The organism is Flagellimonas taeanensis (genome assembly GCF_003584105.1).
Lineage (GTDB): Bacteria > Bacteroidota > Bacteroidia > Flavobacteriales > Flavobacteriaceae > Flagellimonas > Flagellimonas taeanensis.
Window position 1 is genome coordinate 51860 of the sequence record NZ_QXFO01000018.1, and the last position, 18882, is coordinate 70741.

Genomic DNA, 18882 nt, shown 5'->3' on the forward strand with positions numbered 1-18882 from the left:
TGTCAGTTCGAGCGCAGTCGAGAACCTTTTGAAATGAAAATAGAACACCTAGTTTCCCAGATCCGTCAGAAAAAATCGTTTCTATGCGTTGGTCTGGACACAGATTTGGACAAGATTCCAGCACATTTACTGGACGACGAAGACCCTATTTTTACATTCAACAAGGCCATTATCGAAGCCACACACCTCTATTGTGTGGCCTACAAGCCTAACATTGCCTTCTATGAGGCCTATGGGTTGAAGGGTTGGAAGTCTTTGGAGCGTACCATGGAGTACTTGAACAGTAATCATCCAGAAATCTTCACCATAGCCGATGCCAAGCGAGGAGATATCGGGAACACTTCCACACGCTATGCTAAGGCCTTTTTTGAGACAATGGATTTTGATTCCATTACAATTGCGCCTTACATGGGTAGGGATTCTGTAGAGCCTTTTTTGGAATTTGAGGATAGGCATACCATTTTGTTGGCCCTGACTTCCAATCAAGGGGCATTTGATTTCCAGACCCAAAAAGTGGGGGACAGGGAACTCTACAAAGAAGTTTTGGCCACCTCAAAAACGTATAAGGGTTCGCAAAGGTTGATGTATGTGGTCGGGGCGACCAAGGCCTCTTTCTTGAAAGAGATCAGGGAAATAGTGCCCGATAGCTTTTTATTGGTGCCTGGGGTCGGAGCGCAAGGAGGAAGCCTGCAGGAAGTCTGCTCTTATGGAATTACAAGGGACATAGGACTTTTGGTCAATTCTTCGCGCGGCATATTGTATGCCTCGAACGGGCATGATTTTGCGCAGGTTGCTGCTAGAAAGGCAAAGGAAATCCAAGAGGAAATGGAGTTGGAACTGGCCAAATTGCCGTAAGGCTCAACCCAGACTTTCCAATATTTTTTTGATGTTCTGTGCTTTCCTTTTGAAAAATTCGCCCAGGTGCATATCGGCCTGTGATACATTGGCCGCTTTTTCAACGAAGTTGTTGTACATTACTTCCAGAACATAGATTGCCTGGTTTCCGCTGGTGATCGGGGTAACTGCCCCTACTTTGCAATATTGATTGTCCATTGTTCCCAAGATTTGTTATGCTAAAGATACGTCCAAAACGGACTTGTGGATGATGGCTTCCGATGATATATGTCTAGAAATCAGGTATTTTATCTAAAATTTAACGAAACCGACCTCCATGGGTACATTTTCTCACATTTCTTTAGATTTAAATTAACGTACCTTTAATATAAGTATGGATGGCTACAAAAACCGATAGCGTATGAAAAGAATGGTATTTTTTGCATTTATGGTCTTCGCGGTGTCAAATGCCCAGGAAAAGGATGCCTGCAACTGCTGTTCAGAAGAGCAGCGGGCATTCGACTTTTGGATAGGGGAATGGGAGGTAGTGAATTCCACTGATGGCAAGCCTGCTGGCACCAGTATCATCAGTAAGGAAGAGGGCGGTTGTGTGATCAGGGAAAACTGGACAAGTGCCATTGCAGGGTACACGGGCACCAGCTTGAACTTTTACAACAAGGATACCCAACAATGGGAACAGCTCTGGGTGGACAATTCCGGTGCTCATTTAAAATTGAAAGGAGATAGGAGGAATGATCAAATGATATTGGTATCCGATGAATTTACTAAAGATGATGGGAAGAACTATCGTAACCGGATCACTTGGACCCAAAACAGCGATGGTACCGTTCGGCAGTTATGGGAGGTGCTGCAAGGTGAAAAAGTGGTATCCACTGCCTTTGATGGCTTTTACAAAAAGCAATGAACAAAAAAACCGGTGTGGCCCACCGGTTTTTTAAACTAACTAACTCAAAAAAATGCTAACTCAGATAACTAACTCGTTGCAAAATTCCTGTTTAACCTTCAGCAAGAGGTTAATTTAACTTTAGGAATATGTTATACTTGTTCTCTTTTATTGAGTTAATAACGGGCTTATTTTTCACTTATTGCATTATTGTGAAAAAATTGTGATTAATCTTGAAGGGAGAACACTCTTTTTAACAAATCTGTTGTTCTCGATGAGGCTTTTGTCCGTATTTCCTTTTCTTCCAACGCAATCATGGTATATACACCCTCCAAGGCCTCATTGGTGGTATAATCCGTCAGGTCGGGGTTCACATCATTGGTGAGTGGCAAATTGTTGTATTTGGTGATAATGTTGCTCCAGATCTTGTCTGCACCCACTTTCTGGAACGAATTTTTGATGATCGGGTTGAACTTTCCATACAGTTGGGTCTTTGTGGACCGCTCAAGATATTGTGTAGCGGCGTTATCCGCTCCCAGCAAAATTTGCTTGGCGTCATTGAAAGTAATTCCCTTCACGGCGTCCACAAAAATAGGGGTGGCCTCACCAACGGCATCCTCGGCCGCACGGTTGATGATTTTGAGCCCTTCATCGGCCAAGCTTCCCAAGCCTACATCTCTCAAAGTCTTGTCCACTTTTTGAAGTTCTTCAGGGAGAAGGATTTTTACCAGTTCGTTCCTAAAGAAACCATTCTCGTTGGCCAGTTTGTTCACTTGTTTCTCGATGCCCATGTTGAGGGCCTCGCGCAGCCCTTGGGCTATTTCGGCATTTCCGATTCCTGTGCCTCCTTGGGGCAGCTGGTTGACCACCTGTTGGAGTTCCGTACATCCCACCAATTGGAAGACCAATAGGCATAGCAGTGTTCGTTTCATGATACTTTTTTTTATAGTTGGGATGAAAATACTGCGAAAAAGTATAAAGAAATGGATGGGAAGGACGGTTTTTTTGTTTTTGACCAAAAATGAAATGTAATCGTTCCCCTAAAAAGCAGATTTCTGTTGGGCAGCTTCTTTTGAAATATCAATCATATATGGGAAACTTAGTAACGGGGCACTTTGAAGGTTCCTTCTGAAATGATCACCGATCCTACCAGATCCACAGTGCCGCCATTGGTATCATACCATTTCAGGACACCTGAAAACAATCCGCTGATATGGGAATCCGTGATTTCCGTAAACTGTACAGTGGCCAAATCATAGAGCGGGGTTGGGGTACTGTTCAATCCGGCATTGTAGAGATTTCCTTCCTCATCAAAATAGCCCATGCTGAACAGGGAATCAGGGGTGCTATCGCCCTGACCCTCTATGTTGGTGTACGATGTGCCGGTGGTAAAACTATTGGAATCTCCCAAAAAAATGGTAAGTCTATTGGTCAAGGTGGTTTCGAAAATATTGTCTATCCCCGCAATATTGACTGCATGTAGGCCCGATTCGTTGTCATAATCTATAATCCCGGTCAGATTGATTTGCGTATCGGGTGTGAATTCATAGGAAACTTGGGCACCATCGACCTTGAAGCGGAAATAATAATCACTGGCAACGCCGTCCGGCCCGTTGTCACTTTTCGAGCAGCCCAACAGGAACAGATTCACCAGCAGAATCACTAAAAAATGTATATGTGTATTTTTCATTGGATTGCTCTTCATTTTAGAGCTGTTTTACAGTTTTCCTTGTACTCTTTATCCACCTGTTGCTTGAATTTTGTAAGCTCGTTCGAATTTCGGTACTTGGCTTCCAATTCGTCCATCAGTTCTTCCCTGGAGGTATTTATGGCACCAAGTCCACCATTTAATGCATCTTGCATGGTCTCACATTGCAGCTCGGCAAATTTCTTGGCATCTTTTTCAAGGGAACTTCCACAGGAAAGCATTAGGATGGCAAACGATACGGTCATCAAAAGGAATGATTTGGATTTCATACGGTTGAGTTTTATTTAGGTTGATTATTGGTATTTTCATTTTTGTCCATAAAGTATCCGATGGCTGCACCAACCAAGGCAAATACAATGATGCTCAGGAACACATTGAAGACAATGTCCCAACCATTGCCCACAAATCGGTCATATTCATCGACCATGGAGATAAAATTTCTTAGATAACTGAACATTCCGCTGTTGCCCCCATAATTTTGGATGATATCCGATTGAAAATAATAGCTCAACGGAATCCCCAACAAGGCTCCGAGCAGCCCAAAGGTCACCATCTTGCCCTTCTTCTTGTTGAAGGCCAAATACAGCCCTATGTAGGTGATGATCCCTAAAGGGATAAAAATCAGCGTTAGGACGATGAGGGCCACCCTGACCCCTACCGGTGGCAGTTTGAAGGTTTTGGCAATAGTACTGCAGACTCCTAAAAGTGATTTTTCGGAACGGGTGAAAAAGAGGGTGATGGTTTCCTTATCCATGTTATGAGGTTTGGTTTTACGATTTCGAAATTAGGGGAACCATCCCACCTTCAAAACCCATAGTGATCCTGCGCCCATGTATTTTTATTTTGTGCAGGGGAACGTTTATTTTTTGTCAAAATGTGTACATTCATCATTCCTTGACACTAGACTAAACCTTTGCTCTCATGAAGTACTTTTTGTACGTGCTTTCTTTTGTAGCCATCATCTTCCACGCTTCTGCACAGCAGTTTCGGCGGGAATTGGATTCGCTCTCACAATTGATGGAAGGCCAATCGGCCAGCGATACCGCAACGGTGGACCTGAGGAACCACTACACCAAGCAGGCCCTTTTTGCAAATCCTTCGGATACCACACTGTTGGACTTTGCCGAAAAGACCCTTGAAATTTCAAGAAAGATGGGGTACGGCAGGGGAACCATGCTTGCCTATGAGCGAATGGCCCTCATCTACCAATATTCTTTTTCCAATCCGTATAAGGCCCAAGAGTTCTATCACAAGGCGCTGTCCCTCATGGAAGGGGACGAACAATTGCGTCCCTACGGTTGGAGCATCTATGGCGGTATCGGTACCCTCTACTATGAACAGGAAGAATATGGGAAGGCCCTGGATTTTTTCAAACTTGTGTTGAAGCATGACAAGAGCCTTGAACTTACTGCAACGGCCAACATGGCCAATATTTATGGCTCCCTCAACCAGTTGGATTCCGCAATCTATTATTACAACAAGGCATTGAGTTTGGAACAGGTAAGGAACAATCCTACCTACAAGGCCAATCTGTACAGCAACCTTTCGTTGATCTATGGACAGGATGGACAAGTGGATTCCGCACTGGTCTCGGCAGAGAAAAGCATGGCACTCATTGAAGACTATGGAATCGAGTTTGTCCGGCCTACGGCCTATGCCAATGCTTCCATGGCCTATCTGGGCAACAACGACTATGAAATGGCCGAAAAGTATGCAAAGCTGTCATTGGAACTCAGCGATGCGCAGGGAAATCTCTTCCTTCAAAAATCGGCCTGGGGTACGCTGGCCGATGTGTATGCCGCCAATGGAGATTTTTCAGATGCCTTGGAAGCCTATAAAAAGTTCTCGGTGTTGAAGGACAGTCTCAATGGCCAGAACAGGAGAGTGGAGATCAACCGAAAGCAGCTGGAATTTGATTTTGAAAAGGAAAGGACCGTCACCAAGGCAGAGATTGAACGACAGACCACCCTTAAAAGGGCGACCTTATTGGGGGGCGGAGGCCTGCTTCTAGCCTCGGTATTTGGTTTTATGCTATACAAACGCCGACGGGATGCGGTTGAACAAAAAAAGGAGGCCGAGTTCAGGGCCATGGTATCCGATACCGAACTCAAAGCACTCCGGGCACAGATGAACCCCCATTTCATCTTCAATTCCCTCAATTCCATTGGGGATTATATCCTCAAGAACGATACGGGCACGGCCATGGAGTATCTTACCAAGTTCGCCAAATTGATGCGGATGGTCCTCGAGAACTCGGAGTTCAAGGAAATTCCTTTGGAAGAAGATCTAAAGTTCCTCGAGCTCTATCTTCAGGTCGAGTCTAAAAGACAACCGGGGCGCTTTTCCTATAAAATAAGAGTAGAGGAGGGGCTCGATGTACAGAATATTTTGGTCCCGCCTTTGCTGTTGCAGCCGTTCATAGAAAACAGTATCTGGCACGGGTTTGCCCAAAAAAGTGAACAGGGCCACATTTCCATTGGCATTGCCAAGCAAGGGGATATGTTGTTGTGCACGGTAGATGATGATGGAATGGGCAGGCAGACGGAAGATGTAGGGCCGGCAACAAAAAAATCGTTCGGGGTGGCAATCACTGAAAGTAGGTTGGAGATCCTGAACACACAGAAGAACACCAAGGGCAGATTGAACATTTTGGACAAGGGTCGTGAAAAGGGTACACGGGTGGAAGTGAGCCTGCCCTTGGAGACCATTTTTTAAACAGACCGTGAATAAGATGACCGTAGCCATAATCGATGACGAACAGCACTGCATAGACCATTTGGTCCATTTGCTCAAACCGCATTCAGAGCATATGGAAGTGGTCAGTTTCAGTACAATGGATGCCGCCATAAAAGGGGTGGATGCCCTCCGTCCCGATATTGTTTTTTTGGATGTGCAGCTGCATGACAGAACGGGTTTTGACTTTCTTTCATCGGTGTCGTATCGCGATTTCAGTCTGATCTTTACCACGGCCTATGAAAAGTATGCCATCGAGGCCTTCAAGTTTTCGGCCATCGCCTATCTGCTAAAACCTGTGGACCGGGACGATTTTGAATTTGCTTTCCAAAAAGCATTGGACAAAACGGAACAGTCTCAACTGCATGAACGGATCAATGTGTTGCTGTCCAATGTTTCAAAAGGGAACGGTCCAAAAAGAATCAGTGTCCCGCATAAAGAAGGATATGTTTTTCTTTTGGTCTCCCATGTGATCAGGTGCCAGGCCGATGTGAACTATACTCATATCTTCACATCGGATGGGAAAAAATACACAGCTTCCAAAACCTTGAAACATTTTGAGCAGTTGTTGGCCGGGCATCAATTTTTCAGGACACACAACTCACACCTCATCAATCTGGGCTTTGTGGCCTCTTACCATAAAAATGGGTATGCTGTTCTTTCTGATGGTACCAAGATCGAGGTTTCCACAAGGAGAAAGGATGCCTTCATCAAGGCCTGTGGCGAGCTTTGATGCCATTTTGACCACAATCTGTATCATCCTTTAGGTTAATCGTTTCCGGAGAATGGATTTAAAAATGAAGGATGTCTGGGTTTTATTTTTCAGACATCCTTGACATCATATATGGGTTTCTTTAGAACCTGACCTTGAATCCTCCATTTACCACAAAGCCATCAACCGGAGCATAAATATCCCTGAATTGTGGGTCATCAAGATTTCCAGTAAATACGGAGTCGAAACGGGTCTGGCGAGTGTCCAGAAAATTTTCAAAGTTCAAGAACACGGAGAAATTTTCCCCAATTTTCTTTTCACTCATCAGGCCCAATATCCAATAAGACTGTCCGGTTTCCCCTGAACTCAATTTTTGGGGACTGTAGTAATAGGCTTCAAGTCCCACCCAAAGATTTTCCTCCTTTTCATACATCAGCACATTGTTCAGTCGATGCTTGGCCACCAAAGGAAAATCAGTGACCGTTCCTCCCTGATGTTGCTTTACATTGGCATGGGTGTACCCTGTAAAAAGTTTGAAGTCCCCGTACTTGACCTTAAGATTGATTTCCGCTCCACGGGTATCCACATAGCCATCAGGCTGTTCAAACTCATAAAATCCGTTCCCGGTCATTGTCAGCAAGAGAGGGTCATTGATTTTGGTATAAAAAAGCAGGGTATTTATGGACATGGTCATTCCGGGAATGGGAACCCATTTATAATTGATGTCAAAATTCCCTCCAATGGAACGTTCCAAATCGACATTTTCCGGATCGATCGAAAGTACACTTCTAAATTGCAGACGTTCAGCTTCTTCGGTGAAAACGGTGGGGGTCTTATAGCCCAATCCCCCTCCCAAACGGAAGGTCAAGGCATTGTTCGGCTCATAAAGAATGGACATGCGGGGCAGGACCATGGCTCCGTAATCGGAGTGAAAATCGGCCCTCAAACCTGTCTCCAAAGACAAGGTGTTGTTCACTGGCCATACATTTTGGGCGAACAGACCGAAGATTTGATAGGAATAGTCCAGCGCCTCGGTATCGTTTTCCAATGCATGGTCGAAATATTCGGTCCATAGATTCAGGCCAAAAATCCATTCCAACATATCCGATGAAGGGGAATAGTTCAGTTCGCTGAACGATGACCGTTGATATCCCGAAAAGGTATAATCGGGAATTTGGATATCCCGATCAAAAAAACTGAAACTGTTCTTGAACTCCAATCGGGATCGATCGCGGAAACCATGCTTGAACCCAAGCTGGGTGGAAAGTCGTTCCGTATCATTGGCTTCAAAATAGGGATTGTCCACAAACTCCCCCTTCGCATGGTCCAAGTTTCCGCCCAATCGGTCCTCAAGCACAGCGTTGAGACCCAGCATGATCTCGGTTCGTGCACCGACATACCAATATATCTTGGGATTCAAAGTAAACCTATCGAATTTCGGTATGGCCGTTAGTCCTATGTTTGCAGGATCATAGGGACTACCCATGTTATAGGATGCAAAAATAGTCGTGCCCAACCGATTGGACTTTTGGGAATAAAAGCCGCTCAAGTCAAGACCGAGTGCTGAGGTGCCATTCACCATAAAACTCAGTTCAGGTTCTTCTTCGGGAGTTTTGGAAATGAGGTTTACCAATCCGGCAATGGCCCCGCCCCCATAAAGGGTGGAACTGGAGCCTTTGACCACTTCCACTTGTTTCAGGTCCAACGGAGCTATCTGCATCAAGCTCAACCCACTGGCAAAACCGGAATATAATGGAAAACCATCACGTAGAAGTTGGGTGTATCTTCCGTCAAGTCCTTGGATACGGATACTGGAATTGTAACTTGTGGCCGATGTTTGCTGCGTTCGAATACCCGTACTTTCATTGAGCAGCATGCGAATGTCACCGGGTTTCATATTGCCCTTTTCGGAAAGTTCCTCTCCTGCAATGACCTCCACCCTTGTGGGGATATCCTCAATGGTCCTGCTGCTACGCGTGGAAACCAAGGTGATCTCTTCCATTTCTTCGGTTTGTGGGGCCATCAAAAAGATCAGCCCTTGTGACGTGCCATCCAGTGGAAAGGTAAGGGTGCGCTCCAAGACAGCATATCCCATAAACCTCAACTCTAGTTTGAACGTTCCATTTGGGATTCCAGTGATGGTTATTTCTCCCTGACCATCGGAAATAACTCCCTTTTCCAGCGAGGGGAATAAAGCAGTGGCCCCAATGACGGGTTCTTGGGTAAGGGAATCTTTTATAGTGGCCCTAAAAGTGTTCTGCGAAAAAGCGGATGCAATTCCCCAAAAGGAAAGCACCAGCAATAGTTTAAATTTCATATCTAATGTATTTTTGAAGTTGGCCAGATAATTCTGGACTTATCAATGTGCCCTTAAATGGGCTAGTGATGTACTTAAGCTTCAAATAATGCGCGGCGGTTTGAACAGAAAGGAATGCACTTCCTTTGGAATAGATTCCAAATAAGGAACAGGGGGCAACACTTGTACCATATCCAATGCGAGAAAATGGATCTGGACATATTCCACAGTAAATCCTGGGCACCTGCCACATGCATAGAAAGGAGAGCAGGGCGAATCAGTATCGCATGGTGCTTCACGGTGATCTTGCCCGCTATGTTCCATGGATGCATCGGCAGTCTCCTGACAACAAGGGTAGGAGGAGAGTGCCACTGTGGCCATTGCCAAAATGATTGCAACCACTTTCATTACATCAAAAGTAATGATAACCCATGTCTATACCCAAAAATATCTGGATTTGGAAATCAGGTATCAACAAATGATGCTTACCTTAGTGATATGACCAAACAGATGCCCGATATCACAAAATCCTCAGGGGAAAAGACACGATTTTCCTTTGAAAAATTACATCGTTCGCTAAAGCACAGTGGAGCCAGTGACGGCCTGATCGAGGAAATCATCCACCGTGTGGAGGAAGAACTGTATCCCGGTATCTCCACAAGGGAAATCCATAACAGGGCCTATGCACTGTTGAAGAAAAAGAAGTCACTTTTCGCATCAAAGTACAAACTCAAAAAGGCCATTTATGAACTTGGACCGACCGGTTTTCCCTTTGAACGCTTTATAAGTGGCATCCTGCACTACTCCGGGTATGGGACCAAAGTGGGCGAGGTACTTCAGGGAACTTGTGTTTCCCACGAAATAGATGTGCTGGCCATTAAAAATGGAACCCTCAACATCATCGAATGCAAGTTCCATGGGGAAGATGGGCTCAACTGCAATGTGAAAGTACCCCTCTATATCCATTCGAGGTACAACGATGTCAAAGGGCCCTTGGGATCCAAAAAGGATAAGACCTATGGGGAAACATTGGGTTGGGTGGTCACAAACACCCGTTTCACCGAGGATGCCCTCCAATATGGAAAATGTGCGGGCCTGTATCTTTTGAGTTGGGACCATCCCAATGGAAATAGCATAAAGGATAGGATAGATAGATTGGGGCTCTATCCCATAACCGTTTCCACATTGCTGTCCGAAAAGGAAAAACATTTTCTACTGAGCAGGGACGTGGTGTTGTGCAAACAGCTGGCCCAAGACCACTTTTATTTGGATCATTTGGGGATTTCCAATGGCAGGAAGAGCAGGATCTTGGCAGAGATGGAATCCCTTTGTAAAATTTAGACGGGGTATGGAAAAACTTCAAGTACAATTTTTAGGAGGATCGGGAACGGTGACAGGTTCCAAGTTCTATCTGCATTCCGAAGAGATAAAGATATTGGTGGACTGTGGTGTTTTCCAGGGAACAAAGGAACTCAGAAAACAGAATTGGGAACCTTTGCCCATTAAGGTGGATGAGGTGGACTTTGTAGTGTTGACGCATGGTCACCTAGATCACTGCGGATACCTTCCCCTTTTGGTGAAACAAGGGTTCAGGGGAAATATCATTGGAACAGCTCCGACCTTGGAAATAGCCAAGATCATATTGGAAGATAGTGCCAAGATCCACGAAGAGGAAGCGGAACGCGCCAATGCGGAAGGATATAGCAAGCATGACCCTGCGCTTCCTCTATATACCCAAGAAGATGTGGTACGTACCTTGAAGTTTTTTAAAAGTATCGAAGAGGGAGAAATCGTCATGCTCTCGCCCCAATGCACGGCTTGTTTCAAATACAATGGACACATCATCGGGTCAAGCTTTATCGAAATCGTCCTTCACGGCAAGGTGTTGGTCTTTTCTGGTGATGTGGGCAGGGAAGCGGACCACTTGCTCCATCTACCAAAGCGACCAAAATGGGCCGATTATCTTTTTGTGGAGAGCACTTATGGGGACAAAGACCATCCCGACGAGGATGTGGAAGGCATTGTCCAGGACCTAGTGGACCAGACAGTACGGGAGCGGGGCACCCTGATCATTCCGTCCTTTGCCGTGGAACGTTTACAATCTTTGATGTATTTGCTTTGGAAACTTTACGATAAGAACAAGATTCCCAACATTCCCATTTTTGTGGACAGCCCCATGGGAATAAATGTTCTTGAGGTTTTTGAACGATATCCTGATTGGCATAAGCTCGACACACACGAATACCAGAACATGTGCAACCATGTTACTTTGGTGAGCTCGTATAGGGAGACCTGGGAAACCATTGACGACCCCCGCCCCAAGATCGTCATTGCAGGCAGCGGCATGGTGACCGGTGGTAGGGTGCTCACCTACATCAAGCAACTAGCGGAAAGGAAATCTACCACCATACTGCTCGTGGGTTTCCAAGCCGAGGAGACCCGGGGAAGAAAATTGTTGGAAGGGGCCAAAGAGCTGAAGATGTTTGGCAAATACATCCCCATAAAGGCAAGAGTGGCCCACTTGGAGAGCCTCTCCGCACATGCGGGCCAATCCGAATTGCTCTCTTGGATGGGGGACATCAAAAATGTTCCCGAAAAGGTGTTCTTGGTCCATGGGGAAAAGGAAACCATGGGCATTTACAAGGATAAGATCTATGAAAAGTACCGCTGGAACTGCCATATCCCAGAATTGTACGAAACCGTGGAAATACCGATATGACCTTTGGTCATAGTTTTACCCCGTAGCTGAGGTCACCGGCATCACCTAGACCAGGCACGATGTATCCCCTGCTCGAAAGCTTTTCATCCACGGCGGCGATCCACAGTTGGGTGTCCTTGGGAAAGATCTCTTCCATTTTGGCCACTCCTGTTTGTGAACCGATTACCGAGATGATATGGATCTGTTTCGGGGTTCCATGGTCCTTCAAAACGTTCAGTACATTTTCCAAGGTCTTTCCCGTGGCCAGCATGGGGTCGGTCAAGATCAGGACCTTGCCTTCCAACGAAGGAGAGGCAAAATAGTTCACGACCACCTCAAAATCGTCATCATCATTGGGATGGTGCCTGTATGCCGATATGAAAGCGTTCTCCGCTGCATCAAAATAATTCAAAATACCATGGTGAAGTGGTAATCCTGCCCTAAGCACGGAGCAGATCACCAAATGGTCGGTACAGAGAAAGGTCTTTTTTATGCCCAAAGGAGTGGTTACCTCCGCATTATGGTAATCCAATGTTTGGCTCACCTCATAGGCCATGATCTCGCCAATGCGTTCAATGTTCCTTCGGAAACGCATGGCATCTTTCTGGATGTCCACATCCCGTAGTTCGGAAATGAAGGTGTTCAATATCGAGTTCCTTTGGTCAAATTGGTGGATGATCATTGAATGGTGGTATTTGTTGCTGCTTGTTCCTCTATCCTAAAAAGAAACAGAAAGCTACAAGGTACTGCTTTTTGTCATGACCCATACTGATAAACATCATTGTGCACTTTACCTAACTTTTACTTAATTTGAAGCAAAATGTCGATGGATTCTGGAGTAAGGAATACCTAACCGTTGATGACTGGATTTACCAATGGAATATATAGATTATTATAAGGTGTTGGGGGTGGACAAAGGAGCCACCGCCGAAGAGATCAAAAAACAGTACAGAAAGCTTGCCCGCAAGTACCACCCCGACCTCAATCCCAATGATAGTGAGGCAGAACTGAACTTCAAAAGGATAAATGAGGCCCATGAAGTGCTCTCCGATCCGGACAAAAGAAAGAAATATGATGAATATGGGAAGGATTGGCAGCATGCAGAGGAGTTTGAGAAGGCCAAACGTTCCCGTGGACAAAGCAACCAAGGGAACTATTCTGGGTACACCTATTCCAGTGGAGGAGATACTTCCGAAGATTTTTCCGATTTTTTTGAGTCCATGTTCGGGGGCAGCGGCTCGGGATTTCGTTCCCATAGACAAAAAGTACGCTTTCGGGGACAGGATTATCAGGCCAAGCTGGAATTATCGTTGATGGATGTGTACACCGCCCAAAAGCAGACCCTGACCGTGAACGGAAAAAATATCCGTCTGTCGATACCTGCAGGGGTGGAGGATGGGCAGACCATCAAGATAAAGGGACATGGTGGACCGGGAATAGAGGGCGGCCCTTCGGGAGATCTCTACATCACCTTTTCCATTGTCAATAACACAGATTTTAAAAGGGATGGTGCCGATTTGTACAAAACCGTGCAGATCCCACTTGTAAAAGCAGTGTTGGGAGGCGAGATCCTTGTGGAGACCCTCACTGGAAAGGTAAAGCTGAAGGTTGCCTCGGGAACGGACAACGGCACCAAGGTCAAACTCAAAGGAAAGGGGTTCCCGAAATATCGAAAGGATGGGCAGTTCGGAGATCTCATATTGACTTATTCCGTTGCCATTCCAAAAAAATTGACCCAAGAGCAACGAGCACTTTTTGAAGCATTGGAAAACACCAAACTGGAATAAGAACATGGAAAAAGAGAGCTACATTTCATTAAAGACCTTTTGCAAAAGATATGGAATACAGGAGTCCTTTGTCCATTCCATGTACGAGTTTGAACTTGTCCATATGGACCATGGACAGGATGGCGCACAGCTTCCCCTTGAAGAATTGCCCCTTCTGGAAAAAATGGTCCGTTTGCACCATGAACTGGACATCAACCCCGAGGGCATTCAGGCCATCCACCATCTATTGCAACAGGTCGAAGACCTTCAAAAAGAAGTGGTATCGTTACGAAGGAAGCTGGACAGGTTGGAATGATAGGACAGGGCCTTGGTCATTCCCTATTTGTCAGTCATTGAACAAAAGTTCAAGACGTCCCAAGAGCACCAGTTCGGCCTTGTTGTTTCCTGAAAAGGAAGAGGCTATGGCCCTTGAAGTGGACATGGCCAGACTTTTTATCTTGGGGGAGAAGAGTACCTTGTGATCGGTATAGAACTCCTCGAACTCTTCATAGATCTCTTCTTCATCTTTTTCATATTCCAAGAGCCAATCAAAAACGGTCGCAATCTGGAAAGCGGCATCCGTTCCAAATTCATCTTCCACATCGTCCACGTCCAACCAATGGTCACGGACCACCTCGTTCAGTTTTTCCAGTTCTTTCATATGTACGCTATGGTCTGCCATGGCCACGGCATAGAAGAGTTTCCCCAGATTTTGGTAAAACTCGTTTCCCAGTTTTTCTTTGGAATCCAACATTATTTATTTTTTTTGAGGATAAATATAGTCATCGATACTGTTTTAATCCATGACTAAAATCAGTATTTTAGTTGCTGTTGTGGAATTATTCGAAGAAAGCGTAGTACTGGAGATGTTATCGGAGGTCGTCTCCGAGGGAATACTCATTGTGAACGATGAGCAGAAGATTGTGGGCACCAATTCCGCCGCCAATCAACTGTTTGGCTATACAAAGGAAGAATTGGTAGGGCAGCCCTTGGAAATCTTGATCCCCAAACGGATAAGGAAAGGGCACCACGGTGATGTGGCAAAGTTTGTGAGTACGGGAAAGGCCAGACCGATGGGCCCAGGTCTAGATCTTTTGGGGTTGCGAAAGGATGGTGAAGAGTTTCCATTGGAAATAAGCCTCAATCCGTTCAGGTTGTTGAAAAAGACCTATGTGATGGCACTGATCGTGGATATCACGGAACGGAAAAAGGCGGAGCAGACCATAGATTATTGGTTCAAGATCTTTGAGGAATCCCTCAATGAGATCTACGTGTTCGATGCCGAATCCTATATCTTTATCAATGTGAACCGAGGGGCACAGTTGAACTTGGGATACACCCTCAAGGAACTGAACCAAATGTCGGTCCTTGATATAAAGCCCAAATTCACCAAAGAAATCTTTAAGCGCCTTTTATCTCCCTTATTTCAAGGGAAAAGGGAAAAGGTGATTTTTGAAACGGTACACAAACGAAAGGACGGTACCATTTACCCCGTTGAGGTCCACCTACAATTATCGTCCATCGAGAAAAGACAAGTTTGTGTGGCCATAGTGTTGGACATCACCGAGAGAAAGAACTATACCCACGAACTGGAGAAGAAAGTAGAGGAGCGTACGGAACAGCTCAGGGAAGCGTTGAAGGCTGAAAAGAAACTCAATGAGTTGAAAACCAAATTCTTGTCATTGGTTTCCCATGAGTTCAAGACACCGCTCACCAGCATTCTGACCTCCACATCGCTCCTGTCCAAATACACGGAAACCAAACAACAAGAGAAACGGGACAAGCACATCGGGACCATCAAATCCAAAGTAAAGTACTTGGACAATATCCTCACAGATTTCCTTTCCATTGAACGGTTGGATTCCGGGAAAGTAAACTATAACATGACCACCTTTCCCCTCAGCAAATTGGTCAATGAGGTGATTTATGATTCCAATACCCTTCTGAAGGAGGGCCAACGTATCCGGTATCCGGAAAACATCGATGGCATCAATGTGGATTTTGATGAAAAGATCATGACCTTGGCACTCTCCAATTTGGTGCACAATGCCATTAAATATTCCCCCGAAAGGACCGAAATAGAGTTGCGGGTGTCGAATGGGGAAGATTGGCTGTACATCGATATCGTGGACAAAGGTTTTGGGATTCCGCCCGAAGACCAGCCTTTTGTTTTTGACAGGTATTTCAGGGCCAGCAACGTTTTGACCATACAGGGAACGGGAATAGGGTTGAACATTGTTCAACAACACATACATAACCTTGGTGCCAACCTTACTTTTGAGAGCAAACAGGGGCAAGGTTCCATATTCAGATTGCACATACCCATAAAAAGCATGGAAAATGACAAAGATATTACTGGTTGAGGACGACACTTCATTGCGTGAAAACGTAGAAGAGTTATTGGAGTTGTCCGGTTTTGAAGTTTTTACGGCTTCCAATGGAAAAATAGCGGTGGAAATGGCCAGAAAGGAACATCCGGACCTAGTGCTCTGCGACATCATGATGCCCGAAATGGACGGGTATGAGGTTCTTGAACACCTGTCATCGGATGAATCCACCAAACACATTCCTTTCATCTTTGTATCGGCCAAGACCGAGCGGCACGAGATCAGGAAGGGCATGAACCTGGGCGCGGACGATTACCTGACCAAACCTTTTGAGGAACATGAACTCTTGGGGGCCATCCAAACCAGGTTGGAAAAAGCAAAGCAGTTCGGGGATGTACTCTTAGGGCTTCCCGGGCAAAAAAAAAAGCAAAATGACATCAGGTCGTTGAACGAGCTCAAGAATTTTTTTGATGATAATGGACAATCGTTTTCCTATAAAAAAGACGAGACCATTTATAGCATTGGCGATCATTCCAACATGGTCCACCTTATTTTGGGGGGAGTGGTCAAGTGTTGCGGTCTGGATGAAGAAGGCAAGGAACTGATTACATCCATTCATTGTGAGGATGATTTTCTGGGGTTCACTTCCCTGACCGAAAACCTTCCCCACCAAGACTATGCCGTTGCCATGGAAGATGTGGAACTGGCGGGCATCTCAAAGGAACGGGTCAAGGCCATTTTGGAAGACAACAAGAGCGTTTCCTTGGAATTGATGGATGTCATTGCCGATAACTTGGCCAACATCAAGCGGCAATTGCTGCAAATGGCCTATAGCTCCGTTCGAAAAAAGACGGCCCAGACCTTGTTGATGTATTCCAATACGATGAACAGGGGAAAGGAAGCGCCTCTAAAAGTAACCCGTAGCGATTTGGCCGGTGTGGCGGGTATTGCCACGGAGAGCCTTATCAGGACGTTGTCCGACTTCAGGAGCGAAGGTTTGATAGCCATAGAGAACAGAAATATCAAAGTATTGGATAAGAAGGCACTGGAACACGTTCATTAGACACTTTGTCGCCATAATCCATCGAGATGATATTTATCATTCCACATCATCCATAGAATGATAAACTTGCCCCCATCATTTTATGGCAGATGAAGAATATCTTGGTACCGACTGATTTTTCGGAAAACTCCAAGAACGCCCTAAAGTATGCGCAAATGCTGTTTGGGCTTTTGGAGTGCAATTTTTATGTATTGTATGTTGGAACACTTTTGGACGTAAAAGCCGATACTGAGGCCTTAGTGGATATTGGTGATGGACCTACAGGAAGCACCAAACAACAATTGCAGGAACTGTTGGATGAAAGCAGAAAACACAGTACCAATGCGGATCACTCATTCTATGCCCTTCACGAATATGGTTTTTTCATACCTGCCATCAAAAGGCATTTGGAGGAAAAAGAGATAGATCTTATCGTAATGGGGACCAAAGGAGTGTCCGGTCTTAAGGAAAAAGTTGTGGGCAGCACTGCCGGGGATGTGATCATCAAGGTCCAATGCAATACTTTATTGGTCCCGAGCGAGGTCGAATATACCAAGCCCATGGAGATTGCCTTTCCAACGGATTTCAACATATTTTATTCCCATGGGATGTTGAGGTCCATGTCCGAGATGATGTATTTGGGAAAAGGCAATTTCCGCATCATGAACGCCAAAAAGGAAGGGGTAGAGCTGAATATGGAGCAGAAGGGCAACAAGGAATTTTTGTTGGATTATATGGAAGAGACCTTTCCGGACAGGTACAGTTTCCATTCCCTGACGAACAAAAGCGCAAAGCTGGCCATACAATGTTTTGTGGAGAGCCGAAACATAGACATGATGGTCATGGTAGCCAAGAACCTGAACTTTATCCAGCAGATTCTTTTTGATTCCCTGACGGAGAAGATCAGTTTCCACACCAAAATACCATTTTATGTAATCCATGAGTGAAACCCTTTGAAAGGGGGAAACATCTAAAAAAGAACACCTTATGAAGAAGATAGTATTGCCTACCGATTTTTCCGAAAATGCACTCCATGCAATCGAGTATGCCCTTCGCCTGTGTGAAAATGTAACCTGTGTGTTCTACTTGCTGCATACCTACACGCCCCCGATTTACCGGATAGACTATACATTGGGCAGTCCAGGCCAGATGGGCCTTCCTGACGACCATAAATATAGTGCGGAGTCCTCGTTGGAAAAACTCATCGGGCAGATTCGGAAAAAGTTCGATAACCCCAAGCACACCTTTGTTTCCCATGCCTCTTTCAACACTTTGGTGGATGAAATGGAGGATGTAGTCCAAAAAGAAAACATAGACTTTGTTGTCATGGGTACCCAAGGTGCGACGGGGGCCAAGGAAATCCTGTTTGGTTCCAACACGGTACACGTGATGAGAAATATGGAAGTGCCTGTTCTGGCCATCCCTTCCAACTTTGGTTTTCAATTACCCAGACATCTTTTGTTCCCCACGGATTTCGAAGTGGACTATGGCCGGACCGATCTGGATTTTTTGATGTGGATATCAAAACTATGGCATTCCAAGATCCATGTTCTGCATGTCTCATCCCCTGATGGATTGACCTTGGAACAAGAGAACAACAAGGCCAAGTTGGAAGGGTTGATGTTGGAGCACAACCATGAAAGCCACGACCTTCCCGATCAAGAACTTGTCTCGGCCATCAATTCTTTTCAGGAGACTATGCACATAAGCATGTTGGCCATGGTCAAGAACAAGCACACCTTCTTTGAACGTCTTTTTGTGGAACCGGTGATAAAGAACATTGGGTTGCACAGCAAGATTCCCTTTTTGGTGCTGCCGTATCGGTTTTAAAGCCTGATTTTCTGTTTCTGGGCAGACGAAGC

General features: G+C 45.3%; 21 protein-coding genes. 12 read left to right on the forward strand and 9 right to left on the reverse strand.

Annotation, left to right across the window (positions count from 1 at the left end):
* The first annotated feature begins 33 nt into the window (after positions 1-33).
* Positions 34-855 (forward strand): orotidine-5'-phosphate decarboxylase, encoded by an 822-nt coding sequence (gene pyrF / locus D2V93_RS08195; RefSeq protein WP_119619114.1) that lies wholly within the window; start codon positions 34-36, stop codon positions 853-855.
* Between the two features lie 3 nt (positions 856-858).
* Here pyrF and D2V93_RS08200 read toward each other — a convergent pair whose 3' ends face one another.
* Positions 859-1053, reverse strand: coding sequence for a hypothetical protein (locus D2V93_RS08200; RefSeq protein WP_119619115.1), 195 nt, complete (start codon positions 1051-1053; stop codon positions 859-861).
* A gap of 202 nt (positions 1054-1255) precedes the next feature.
* On the opposite strand from D2V93_RS08200, the gene D2V93_RS08205 reads away from it, so the two are divergent.
* Entirely contained in the window at positions 1256-1759 is a 504-nt protein-coding gene (locus D2V93_RS08205) for a hypothetical protein (protein ID WP_119619116.1), read from the forward strand.
* A gap of 206 nt (positions 1760-1965) precedes the next feature.
* On the opposite strand, the gene D2V93_RS08210 is transcribed toward D2V93_RS08205, so the two are convergent.
* The 4 genes from D2V93_RS08210 to D2V93_RS08225 all read right to left on the reverse strand — a co-directional run bounded on the left by D2V93_RS08210 (position 1966) and on the right by D2V93_RS08225 (position 4200).
* Positions 1966-2670, reverse strand: coding sequence for a DUF4197 domain-containing protein (locus D2V93_RS08210; protein ID WP_072879342.1), 705 nt, complete (start codon positions 2668-2670; stop codon positions 1966-1968).
* Between the two features lie 167 nt (positions 2671-2837).
* Entirely contained in the window at positions 2838-3428 is a 591-nt protein-coding gene (locus D2V93_RS08215; RefSeq protein ID WP_147377387.1) for a hypothetical protein, read from the reverse strand.
* A gap of 11 nt (positions 3429-3439) precedes the next feature.
* Positions 3440-3715 (reverse strand): hypothetical protein, encoded by a 276-nt coding sequence (locus D2V93_RS08220; RefSeq protein WP_143070762.1) that lies wholly within the window; start codon positions 3713-3715, stop codon positions 3440-3442.
* 11 nt (positions 3716-3726) lie between these two features.
* Positions 3727-4200, reverse strand: coding sequence for a PspC domain-containing protein (locus D2V93_RS08225; RefSeq protein WP_119619118.1), 474 nt, complete (start codon positions 4198-4200; stop codon positions 3727-3729).
* 167 nt (positions 4201-4367) lie between these two features.
* Here D2V93_RS08225 and D2V93_RS08230 point away from each other — a divergent pair, with 167 nt between their 5' ends.
* Positions 4368-6161 carry a tetratricopeptide repeat-containing sensor histidine kinase gene (locus D2V93_RS08230; RefSeq protein ID WP_119619119.1) on the forward strand — a complete coding sequence of 598 codons (1794 nt, stop codon included), beginning with the start codon at positions 4368-4370 and terminating at the stop codon, positions 6159-6161.
* A gap of 16 nt (positions 6162-6177) precedes the next feature.
* On the forward strand, positions 6178-6912 hold the full coding sequence (locus D2V93_RS08235; protein WP_119619120.1) for a LytR/AlgR family response regulator transcription factor: 735 nt from the start codon (positions 6178-6180) through the stop codon (positions 6910-6912).
* Between the two features lie 121 nt (positions 6913-7033).
* On the opposite strand, the gene D2V93_RS08240 is transcribed toward D2V93_RS08235, so the two are convergent.
* Both D2V93_RS08240 and D2V93_RS08245 read right to left on the reverse strand, forming a co-directional pair.
* On the reverse strand, positions 7034-9208 hold the full coding sequence (locus D2V93_RS08240) for a TonB-dependent receptor (protein ID WP_119619121.1): 2175 nt from the start codon (positions 9206-9208) through the stop codon (positions 7034-7036).
* 81 nt (positions 9209-9289) lie between these two features.
* On the reverse strand, positions 9290-9595 hold the full coding sequence (locus D2V93_RS08245; RefSeq protein ID WP_119619122.1) for a DUF6660 family protein: 306 nt from the start codon (positions 9593-9595) through the stop codon (positions 9290-9292).
* 90 nt (positions 9596-9685) lie between these two features.
* Between D2V93_RS08245 and D2V93_RS08250 the strand changes: the two genes are divergently transcribed.
* Positions 9686-10528 carry an ATPase gene (locus D2V93_RS08250; RefSeq protein ID WP_072878868.1) on the forward strand — a complete coding sequence of 281 codons (843 nt, stop codon included), beginning with the start codon at positions 9686-9688 and terminating at the stop codon, positions 10526-10528.
* A gap of 7 nt (positions 10529-10535) precedes the next feature.
* Entirely contained in the window at positions 10536-11906 is a 1371-nt protein-coding gene (locus D2V93_RS08255; protein WP_119619123.1) for an MBL fold metallo-hydrolase RNA specificity domain-containing protein, read from the forward strand.
* A gap of 7 nt (positions 11907-11913) precedes the next feature.
* Here the strand turns inward: D2V93_RS08255 and upp are convergent, their stop codons facing one another.
* Positions 11914-12567 carry a uracil phosphoribosyltransferase gene (upp, locus tag D2V93_RS08260; RefSeq protein WP_119619124.1) on the reverse strand — a complete coding sequence of 218 codons (654 nt, stop codon included), beginning with the start codon at positions 12565-12567 and terminating at the stop codon, positions 11914-11916.
* Between the two features lie 193 nt (positions 12568-12760).
* Here upp and D2V93_RS08265 point away from each other — a divergent pair, with 193 nt between their 5' ends.
* Both D2V93_RS08265 and D2V93_RS08270 read left to right on the forward strand, forming a co-directional pair.
* Positions 12761-13672 carry a DnaJ C-terminal domain-containing protein gene (locus D2V93_RS08265; RefSeq protein ID WP_119619125.1) on the forward strand — a complete coding sequence of 304 codons (912 nt, stop codon included), beginning with the start codon at positions 12761-12763 and terminating at the stop codon, positions 13670-13672.
* A gap of 4 nt (positions 13673-13676) precedes the next feature.
* Positions 13677-13967: a chaperone modulator CbpM gene (locus D2V93_RS08270; RefSeq protein WP_072878874.1), complete on the forward strand. Its 291-nt coding sequence runs from the start codon at positions 13677-13679 to the stop codon at positions 13965-13967.
* 30 nt (positions 13968-13997) lie between these two features.
* Here the strand turns inward: D2V93_RS08270 and D2V93_RS08275 are convergent, their stop codons facing one another.
* Positions 13998-14405 carry a hypothetical protein gene (locus D2V93_RS08275; protein WP_072878875.1) on the reverse strand — a complete coding sequence of 136 codons (408 nt, stop codon included), beginning with the start codon at positions 14403-14405 and terminating at the stop codon, positions 13998-14000.
* Positions 14406-14454: 49 nt separating this feature from the next.
* On the opposite strand from D2V93_RS08275, the gene D2V93_RS08280 reads away from it, so the two are divergent.
* From D2V93_RS08280 to D2V93_RS08295, 4 genes are all read left to right on the forward strand, one after another.
* Positions 14455-16014, forward strand: coding sequence for a sensor histidine kinase (locus D2V93_RS08280; protein ID WP_245978147.1), 1560 nt, complete (start codon positions 14455-14457; stop codon positions 16012-16014).
* Positions 15992-17041 (forward strand): response regulator, encoded by a 1050-nt coding sequence (locus D2V93_RS08285; RefSeq protein WP_119619126.1) that lies wholly within the window; start codon positions 15992-15994, stop codon positions 17039-17041. Before D2V93_RS08280 ends, D2V93_RS08285 begins: the two co-directional genes overlap by 23 nt.
* An 89-nt stretch (positions 17042-17130) precedes the next feature.
* Complete coding sequence (locus D2V93_RS08290; protein WP_119619127.1) at positions 17131-17967, forward strand: universal stress protein; 837 nt, start codon at positions 17131-17133, stop codon at positions 17965-17967.
* A gap of 40 nt (positions 17968-18007) precedes the next feature.
* On the forward strand, positions 18008-18850 hold the full coding sequence (locus tag D2V93_RS08295) for a universal stress protein (protein ID WP_119619128.1): 843 nt from the start codon (positions 18008-18010) through the stop codon (positions 18848-18850).
* The last annotated feature ends 32 nt before the right edge of the window (positions 18851-18882 follow it).